This window comes from Streptomyces sp. NPDC018964 (genome assembly GCF_044390325.1).
Lineage (GTDB): Bacteria > Actinomycetota > Actinomycetes > Streptomycetales > Streptomycetaceae > Streptomyces.
In genome coordinates, this window is the sequence record NZ_JBIRYZ010000032.1 from 70,374 (window position 1) to 78,777 (window position 8,404).

7 protein-coding genes and 2 pseudogenes are annotated in these 8,404 nt (G+C 74.6%); 8 read left to right on the forward strand and 1 reads right to left on the reverse strand.

What is annotated here, in order from left to right:
* Positions 1-5 precede the first annotated feature (5 nt).
* The 4 genes and pseudogenes from ACH5AO_RS34080 (at position 6) to ACH5AO_RS34095 (ending at position 1,968) form a co-directional block, all read left to right on the forward strand.
* Positions 6-863, forward strand: coding sequence for a MerR family transcriptional regulator (locus tag ACH5AO_RS34080; protein WP_398931536.1), 858 nt, complete (start codon positions 6-8; stop codon positions 861-863).
* A gap of 68 nt (positions 864-931) precedes the next feature.
* On the forward strand, positions 932-1,072 hold the full coding sequence (locus tag ACH5AO_RS34085) for a hypothetical protein (protein ID WP_398931538.1): 141 nt from the start codon (positions 932-934) through the stop codon (positions 1,070-1,072).
* A gap of 58 nt (positions 1,073-1,130) precedes the next feature.
* Positions 1,131-1,613 (forward strand): annotated as a pseudogene (locus tag ACH5AO_RS34090) (transposase); the annotation flags it as partial.
* Positions 1,610-1,968, forward strand: a pseudogene (locus tag ACH5AO_RS34095) (ATP-binding protein). The pseudogenes ACH5AO_RS34090 and ACH5AO_RS34095, both read left to right, overlap by 4 nt.
* A 10-nt stretch (positions 1,969-1,978) precedes the next feature.
* Here the strand turns inward: ACH5AO_RS34095 and mmuM are convergent.
* Complete coding sequence (gene mmuM, locus ACH5AO_RS34100; protein WP_398931539.1) at positions 1,979-2,893, reverse strand: homocysteine S-methyltransferase; 915 nt, start codon at positions 2,891-2,893, stop codon at positions 1,979-1,981.
* Positions 2,894-2,991: 98 nt separating this feature from the next.
* Here mmuM and ACH5AO_RS34105 point away from each other — a divergent pair, with 98 nt between their 5' ends.
* From ACH5AO_RS34105 to ACH5AO_RS34120, 4 genes are all read left to right on the forward strand, one after another.
* Positions 2,992-5,661: a LuxR C-terminal-related transcriptional regulator gene (locus ACH5AO_RS34105; RefSeq protein WP_398931541.1), complete on the forward strand. Its 2,670-nt coding sequence runs from the start codon at positions 2,992-2,994 to the stop codon at positions 5,659-5,661.
* Positions 5,662-5,686: 25 nt separating this feature from the next.
* Positions 5,687-7,306, forward strand: a complete 1,620-nt coding sequence (locus tag ACH5AO_RS34110) for an MFS transporter (RefSeq protein WP_398931543.1) — start codon at positions 5,687-5,689, stop codon at positions 7,304-7,306.
* Complete coding sequence (locus ACH5AO_RS34115; RefSeq protein ID WP_398931545.1) at positions 7,306-7,794, forward strand: hypothetical protein; 489 nt, start codon at positions 7,306-7,308, stop codon at positions 7,792-7,794. The genes ACH5AO_RS34110 and ACH5AO_RS34115 overlap by 1 nt, the downstream gene beginning before the upstream one ends.
* A gap of 109 nt (positions 7,795-7,903) precedes the next feature.
* A complete protein-coding gene (locus ACH5AO_RS34120; RefSeq protein WP_398931547.1) occupies positions 7,904-8,101 on the forward strand; it encodes a hypothetical protein in 198 nt (65 codons plus the stop codon).
* The last annotated feature ends 303 nt before the right edge of the window (positions 8,102-8,404 follow it).

The following is an 8,404-nucleotide window of genomic DNA, read 5'->3' on the forward strand; positions in this document are numbered from 1 at the left end:
CCCGCATGTCCCTTCCTGCGATTCCCCGCCGGGTCAAGATCGGCGATGCCGCCGCGTTCGCCGGGACCACACCCCGCGCCGTCCGCCACTACCACGCCATCGGGCTCCTCGCCGAACCGGAACGCGGGAGCGACGACCGCCGCCGCTACGGGTACGACGACATGATCCGCCTGCTGTGGATCCGCAAGATGGCTGACGCGGGTATCTCCCTGGACGCCATCCGGGACGGCTTCGAGGGCGCCACCGGCATCGAGCAGTCCCTGGCCCGGCTGGAGGAGTCCCTCGCCTCCAAGGCGGCCGCCATCGAATCCCAGCGGGCCGCGGTGCACCGCCTCCGCGAGGTGGGCAGCCCCCTGGGCCTGCTCTCACCGCTGGTCAGTGGCCGTCTGCGGGAGCTGCCGCCCGGAGCCCTGCGCCCGGCCGATCTCGATACTCTTCTGGTCACGGAGCGTATATTCGGCCCCCTGGGCGCCGCCGTCCAGGCCAACCGGTTCATCGTCCTGGCCACCCACCCCGAACTGCGGGCCGAGGAGGACCGCTTGGCCGAGGCCGAGGCGGCCCTGGACGACACCGTGTCCCCCGGCGACCCCCGCATCGAAGACCTGGCCGCCCAACGGTGTACTCATGAGACCGCCCTGGGAGCCGCCATCGACGGATCCGGCCTGGACGAGGCCCTCGACGACCTCCTGGACCAGGAGGACGAGCACGCCGGTGAGGAGGAAGGCGAGGAGAGGATGAGCGCGATGAAGGCCATCGGCAAGATGCCGTACGACTTCTCCCCGGCCCGCCTCCGGTACGAGGAACGTGTCATCGAACTGCTTCACCCGGTCGATCAGGACGGCGACGTCCCACGTACCCGCTGACGGGCGTCGGCGCTCAGGGCGAGCCAGGCAAGAGCAGCCCGGAACGGAGCAGCACGAACGTCACCACGGTGCCCCCGGCAGCCGTCGGGCACCGCGCGAAGAGAACCGAGGAACACGCCGAGGGCATCTGCCCGTTCGTCCACCAGTGCCGTCCGCCGCTCTCCACGCGCACCGTCGACCACCTCGCCGGTCCGCTGCGACACGTCTGAAGGCGATCCGGTCCTGGTGGACGGACGGGGAACACCACCGTCCACACCTTCAACAGCTGGGGTCTACCCGAATCCACGATCGAGCCGCCCCGCTCACCGCGCCCCTGACTGCCGTGGATCGCACCTGTTCGCCGCCTACGGCCTTGGCAAGGACCAGCTCTACGGCCGCATCAAGAAGACCAGGAACCGCTCCGAGTTCCTGGAGTTCTGCCGCTACCTGCGCAGCCTCCACCCGGTCGACGTGCGCATCGCGATCGTCTGCGACAACTGCTCACCGCACCTGACCACCAAGCGCTGCCGCCGCGTCGCGGACCGGGCCGAGGCGAACAACGTCGAGATCGCCCGCACCCCGACCGACTCCTCATGGCTGAACCGAATCGAGGACCAGTTCACGGCCCTGCGCCGCTTCACCCTCGACGGCACCGGTCATCCCGGTCACAAAGCCCGGGGCGGCATGATCCGCCGCTACATCGTCCGGCGGAACGAGAACGTACCCGACAAGCGTCTTGCTGCCGTTGTGAGCAGGACGAACGCCGCCTGACCGCGCCCGTGGACGGCCTCACCACAGGTGCAGGAAGCTCCGGACGTCGTCATATCCGTCGAGAGCCCGACCGTCGACGTCCGACGGGTCCGCCTCAGCGCGACCGCACCGACGACGTACTGCTGTGCGTCGGCGAACTCGCCACCAACGCCCTGCCGCACGGCGTGCCGACCGGTCGGGGATCCCTGCCGCGGCTGCCGCCGTATGTCGACAGTGTCCGTGTGGAGGTGCACGACGGCGGGGCGGTGTCCCCGCCGTACAGGATCACGAACCCGACGAGGGCGGGCGCGGGCTCGTGGGCACGCTCGCGGACACGTGGGGCGTGGCGGAGCGGCGCCCCGGGAAAGCCGTGTGATGCGAGTTCCTCACCGCGGCGCCCGCAGCACCGACGCCACCGACGCGATCGTCTCCGGGCCCACCCGGCAGCACCCCCCGATCAGTCGCGCCCCCGACGCACGCCAGCCCCTCACCTGCTCGGTACTGAACGTCGACCGCCCGGTCCACGCCCGCGCCCCGGCGTCCCACGTCTCGCCGCTGTTGGGGTAGACCACGACCGGTTTGCCGGTGACGCGGGCGGCGAGGGCGACGGCGTGGTCCGCGTCCTGCGGGGTGCAGCAGTTCACGCCGACCGCGATCACCTCGTCCGCCCGCGCCGCCAGCGCGAAGGCCTCCTCCAGCGGCTGGCCGGCGCGGGTGCGGTCGCCGGACGCCGAGTACGACAGCCAGGCCGGTACGCCCAGGCCGCGCAGCGCGCGCAGCAGCGCCTGGGCCTCGTCCGTGTCGGGGATCGTCTCCAGCGCGAGCACGTCCGGGGCGGACCCCGCCAGGACCTCCATGCGCGGGCGGTGGAAGCGTTCCAGTTCCGCCACGCCCAGCCCGTACCGGCCTCGGTACTCCGAGCCGTCCGCGAGCATCGCGCCGTACGGGCCGACCGAGGCCGCCACCCACAGCGGGCGGGACGCCCGGGCCCGCCGGGCCGCCGTACGGGCGCACTCCACGCTCAGGGCCAGCAGGCCGGCCGCCTCCTCCCGGCCGGTCCCGCGCCGCGCGAAGCCCTCGAACGTCGCCTGGTAGCTCGCCGTGATGGCGACGTCCGCGCCCGCCTCGAAGTAGGCGAGGTGGGCCGCCGTCACCGCCTCCGGAGCCTCCGCCAGCAGCCGGGCCGACCACAGCTCGTCGCTCAGGTCGTGACCGGCCGCCGCGAGCTGGTTGGACAGGCCGCCGTCGAGGACGACCGTGCCGCGCGCGAGGGTCTCGGCGAGGGCGGGAGGGCGGTTCATACCGGCGACGTTAGCCGAGGCGGCGGCCACGGCGCGCCCTCCGGGCACAGTGCTGGGATGCTGGGAGGGGGCACGGCCGAACAAGGGCGGTGAGCGCCATGACCGGGCTTGAGGACGACGGTTCGTCCGCCGAGGAACCCCTCGCCGACCCACACGGGGACCCCTTCCTGCGGACCCGGTTCGCCGTGCCCACGCGCCCGGTGACGTACCTGCGGCGGGAGCGGCTGACCAGGCACCTCGACCAGGGGCTGCGGACCCCGTTGACCATGGTCAACGGGGCCGCGGGGGCCGGGAAGACCCTGCTCGTGGCGGACTGGGCGGAGCGGCTGGGCGGCGGGCTGCCGGTCGCCTGGTTCACCACCGAGGCGGCCGGGGACGGGCCCGGGATGTTCTGGGCGTACGTGCTGCGCGCCCTGCATGCCGTCGGCGTCCCGCTGCCCGACGGCATCGGGCTCCCGGCGGACGCCAACCGGGCGAGTCCCGCCCTGCAGGCACGGCTCGCCGCCACGCTGAGCGGCCGGGAGTGGCCCGTGGTCCTGGTGCTCGACGAGTTCGACCGGGTCACCGCCCCGGAGATCGCCGAGCAGCTGGAGTTCGTGCTGCACCACGCCGGGCCGGGGCTGCGGCTGGTCCTCGTCACCCGTACCGAGCCGCTGCTGCCCCTGCACCGCTACCGGGCCGCGGGCGAGCTGACGGAGATCAGGGGCGCCGAGCTGGCCTTCACCCCGGACGAGGCCGCCGAGCTGATGGAGCGGCACGGGCTGCGGCTGCCCCCGGCCGCGGTGGGTGCGCTCGTGGAGCGCACCCGGGGGTGGGCCGCCGGGCTGCGGCTGTGCGCCCTGGCGGCGGGGCAGAGCCGGGACCCGGAGGGGTATCTCGAGGAGTTCGAGGCGGACCGGAGCGCGATCGCCGACTTCCTGCTGGCCGAGGTGCTCAAGCGGCAGGACGCCGGGACCCAGGACCTGCTGCTGCGGGTGAGCGTGCTCGACCGGTTCTGCCCCGGCCTGACGAACGCGCTCACCGGGCGCGACGACGCCGAGGCCGTCCTGACCCGGCTGAGCAGGGACGACGCCTTCGTCGAGCACCTCGGGCACGGCCTGTACCGCCTCCACCCCCTGTTCGCCGAGATCCTCCGCGCCCATCTGCGGGTGCGCCTGCCCGGTCTGGAGTCCGAGCTGCACCGGCGGGCCGCCGCGTGGCTGCGGAGGTCCGGACGCCTCACGGAGGCGCTCGGGCACGGGGCCGCCGCCGGCGACTGGGAGTTCACCGCCGACGCCCTGGTCGGCGACCTCGCCATCGGCCAGTTCTTCACCGGGCCGCGCTCCGACGCGCTGACCGGACTGTTCTCCCGCATGGGGCGGGAGAGCACCGGACCCGCCCCGGAACTGGTGCGGGCGGCCGACCGGCTGGCCCGGCGCGAGACGGACGCCGGGCTGACCCACCTGCACCGCGCGCGGCGCGAGCTGGCGGAGTACGCGGAGTGCGACGGCCCGGCGGACGCGGCGACGGCCCGGCTGAGCTGCGCGCTGCTGGAGGCGCTGGCCGCCCGGCTGGCCGGGGCGCCGGAGAGGGCGGAGGACGCGGCGCGGGCGGCCGGGGAACTGCGGGAGGCGGTCCCCGGCGAGCTGCTGGAGCGGCATCCCGAACTCATCGCGCTGCTGCTGGACCACCTCGGTTCCGCGCGGCTGTGGGCCGGGCGCTTCGAGGAGGCGCGGGCCGCCCTGTCCACGGTGGCCGACTCCGCGCCGGGAGCGGCCACGGCGCTCCCGCGCGGGGACTCGCTGGGCCGGCTCGCCCTGATCGACCATCTGGACGGCTGGCTCGGCCGGGCCGAACGCAGGGCCCGCGAGGCCCTCGCCGAGACGGAGCGGTTCGGGCTGCCCCGGGCGGTCGGCTCCGGTGCGGGACGGCTCGTCCTGGCGGCCGTCGCCGTGGAGCGCGACGAGCTGGGGCAGGCCCAGGCGCTGCTCGACACCTCGGCCGAGGCGCACCCCGCGCTGCAGGATCCCGTGCTGGAGGCCGGACGCGCCCTGACGGCCGCGCGCCTGCACCTGGCGCGCGGCGACCCGGGGGCCGCGCTCAAGGCGGTGGAACCGGAGGTGCCCGCCGACGCCGTCTCGCCGTGGGCGCGCGGGCAGACGGCGCTCGTCGCGGCCGCCGCCCACCTCGCCGAGGGCCGTACGGAGACGGCCGCCGGGCTGCTGCGGGAGGTGCCCGACGAGCAGCCGGCCTGCGCGGTGGGGGCCGCACGGGTGCGGCTCGCCACCGATGGGCCCGACGCGGCCGTACGGCTGCTCGACCGGGCGCGTCCGGAGGGGCGCGCCGGACCCGCCGTGACCGTCCGGGCCACGCTGGTGCGGGCCCAGGCCGCGGACCGGGCGGGGGACGGCGTGACCGCGCGCAGACTCGTGGCGCGGGCGCTGGCGGAGGCGCGCCGGGAGCGGCTGCGCCGGCCCTTCGCCGAGGCCGGGCCGTGGCTCCGGCGCCACCTGGGCACGGCCCCGCCGTCGGCCGGCCGGCGCACATCCGGCACCGGGCCGCCCCCGCGCCCGTACGAGCCGCCGCCCCCGGTCGTGGAGGAGCTGAGCGGGCGCGAGCGCGACGTGCTGCGGCGGCTGGCCCTGGCGATGTCCACCGAGGAGATCGCGGCCGATCTGTACGTGTCGGTGAACACGGTCAAGACCCACCTCAAGAACGTCTACCGGAAGCTGTCCGTCAACCGCCGCAACGAGGCGGTGCGTCGCGCCCGCGAACTGGGCCTGCTGTGACGCCTGCTGTGACGAAGGGAAAGCCATGGCCCACTGGCGGGCGCTGATCGTCCTGGGGACCGCGCAGTTCCTGATGGTCCTCGACACCTCGGTCATGAACGTCTCCATCAGCCAACTGGTCGACGACTTCGACACCGAGGTCACCGCCATCCAGGCCGTCATCACCCTGTACGCGCTGGTCATGGCGGCCTTCATGATCATCGGGGGGCGGCTGGGGGACATCCTCGGCCGGCGGCGCGTCTTCCTCGGCGGCCTCGTCGTCTACGCCACGGGCTCGGCCCTGACCGCCGTCGCGCCCACCCTGTGGGTGCTGGTCCTCGGCTGGTCGGTGATCGAGGGGCTCGGCGCTGCGCTGGTGCTGCCCGCCATGGCGGCCCTCGTCGCCGAGTCCTACCGGGGCCGCGACCGGGCCGTCGCGTACGGCGTCGTCGGCGGACTGGCCGGTGCCGGGATCGCCGTGGGCCCCCTGCTGGGCGGCTGGGTGACGACGTACCTCACCTGGCGGCTGGTCTTCGCGGGGGAGGTCGTGGTCGTCCTGGCCGTCCTCCTCCTGCGCCGCGCGATCACCGAGGCGCCGAGGACCGGGGCGCGGCCCCGGCTGGACGGCGTCGGCGCCGTGCTCTCCGCGGCGGGCCTGGCCCTCGGGGTGCTCGGGGTGCTGCAGAGCGGCACCTGGGGCTGGGTGGAGCCGCGCAACCCGCCCTTCACCGTCCTCGGTTTCGCGCCGACGCTGTTCGTGATCGGTGCCGGGGTGGCCGTCCTCGCGCTCTTCCACCGGTGGGAGCGGCACCGGGAGGAGCGCGGTGACGAGCCGCTGGTGCACCTGTCCCTGCTGCGCCGGCCCGCCCTGGGCTCCGGCCTGATGTCGCTGGTGAGCCAGAACCTGATCCTGCTGGGACTGTTCTTCGCGATCCCGCTGTACCTCCAGGTCGTGCAGGGCTTCGACGCCTTCGAGACGGGGCTCAGGCTGCTGCCGGTGTCCGCGACGATGCTGGTGACCTCGCTGGGCGCGGCCCGGCTGGGGCGCACGGTCGGACCGCGCCGCGTCGTCCGGCTGGCCCTGCTCACCGTCGCGGCGGCCGTCCTGTGGCTGCTGGCCACCATCGACCCGGTCATCGACGACGCGCACTTCGCCGGGGCGATGGCCCTGCTCGGCGTGGGCATGGGCCTGTTCGCCTCCCAGCTCGGCAACGTCGTCCAGTCCGGCGCGGGCGAGGAGGAGCGCAGCGAGGCCGGCGGGCTCCAGTACACCGCGCAGAACCTGGGCTCGGCCCTCGGCACCGCGCTCATCGGATCGCTGCTCGTCGGCTCCCTGGCGCACGCCTTCACCACGCAGGTGGAGGACGACCCCCGGCTGTCGCGGGAGGCCCGGCAGCAGGTCGGCGTCGCCCTGGAGGCCGGGGTCACCTTCGTGCCCACCGACCAGGTGCGCGCGGCGGCCACCCGCGCCGGACTGCCGCCGTCCGAGGTGGACGCCGTGACGGACTCCTACGCGGCGGCGCAGCTCGACGGCCTGAAGGCGGCGGTCCTCGCCACCGGCGGCATCACCCTCGCGAGCTTCCTGGTCACGCCCCGGCTTCCGGGCCCCGCGCCCGAGCGCCCCCGGCCCGGCGGGCCGGACGTGACCGGCCGGAGGGCGCCCTGATGCCCGCCGCCGAACGCAGGGCGCACGCCGACTACGCGGGCGGCGTCTACGGGTCCCTGCTCGCGGCCTCGGTGATCGTCGGGGCCGGCACCCTCGGCTCGTTCCCGCGGCTGGAGATGGTGCTGCTGCTGTTGCTCACCGGTGGGGTGTTCTGGATCGCGCACGTGCACGCGCAGTTGTTCGGGGCACGGCTGGCGCAGCGCACCCCCGACCGGCACGTCGTGCTGCGAGCGTGCCGCGAGGAGTGGACGATCGTCAAGGCCGCCGTGCCGCCGGCCGCCGCCGTGGCCCTCAGCCCCGTGCTCGGCCTCGGCGTGCAGGGCACCCAGTGGTTCGCGCTGGCCGTCGCCGTGACGGGGCAGGTGGGCTGGTCGGTGGCGGCGTCCCGCCGGGCCGGCGCCGGCCGGCGCCTGATGGCCCTGTCGGCGGCGGTGAACCTCGTGCTCGGCCTGGTGATCCTCTCCTGCAAGCTCTGGCTGAAGCACTGAGCCGGGGGGCCTCTCACCTGTACGGGGTGAGCCGGGCTGCCGCCCGGCGGCGGACGATCGCAGGGTACGGGCACGGCCCGCCTGTCCCAGGCCACCCGGGGAGCGGCTCATGCGCTACGAGATCCGTGTCGACGGACATCTCTCGGAACCGCTGATCAGGGTTTTTCCGGAACTCGACCATGTGACGATGTCCGGCCAGACCCTGCTGTTCGGGCACGTCGTCGACGAGGCGCACCTGTACGGGCTGCTGGCCCGCTGCCAGTCCCTGGGCCTGCGCGTCCTGGAGATGCGCCAGGCGCCGGAGTGAGGTTTCCGGTCGGTGGGTCAGGGGCTCCCGGCGCGTACCCTGCCGGACCGTACGGCCTCGCGCAGTGTCTCGGAGTCCCGTTCGTTGCGGTTCGCGTGGGCCTGTGCGTCCTGGAGGCGTGTCAGGTGCCGGAGTGAGGTTTCCGGTCGGTGGGTCAGGGGCTCCCGGCGCGTACCCTGCCGGACCGTACGGCCTCGCGCAGTGTCTCGGAGTCCCGTTCGTTGCGGTTCGCGTGGGCCTGTGCGTCCTGGAGGCGTGTCAGGTGCCGGAGTGAGGTTTCCGGTCGGTGGGTCAGGGGCTCTC

Bases quoted from the DNA above. Each gene is read 5' to 3' on its own strand.
- ACH5AO_RS34080 (WP_398931536.1), top strand. From the start codon at position 6: ATGTCCCTTCCTGCGATTCCCCGCCGGGTCAAGATCGGCGATGCCGCC.
- mmuM (WP_398931539.1), bottom strand. From the start codon at position 2,893: ATGAACCGCCCTCCCGCCCTCGCCGAGACCCTCGCGCGCGGCACGGTC.
- ACH5AO_RS34105 (WP_398931541.1), top strand. From the start codon at position 2,992: ATGACCGGGCTTGAGGACGACGGTTCGTCCGCCGAGGAACCCCTCGCC.
- ACH5AO_RS34110 (WP_398931543.1), top strand. From the start codon at position 5,687: ATGGCCCACTGGCGGGCGCTGATCGTCCTGGGGACCGCGCAGTTCCTG.
- ACH5AO_RS34115 (WP_398931545.1), top strand. From the start codon at position 7,306: ATGCCCGCCGCCGAACGCAGGGCGCACGCCGACTACGCGGGCGGCGTC.
- ACH5AO_RS34120 (WP_398931547.1), top strand. From the start codon at position 7,904: ATGCGCTACGAGATCCGTGTCGACGGACATCTCTCGGAACCGCTGATC.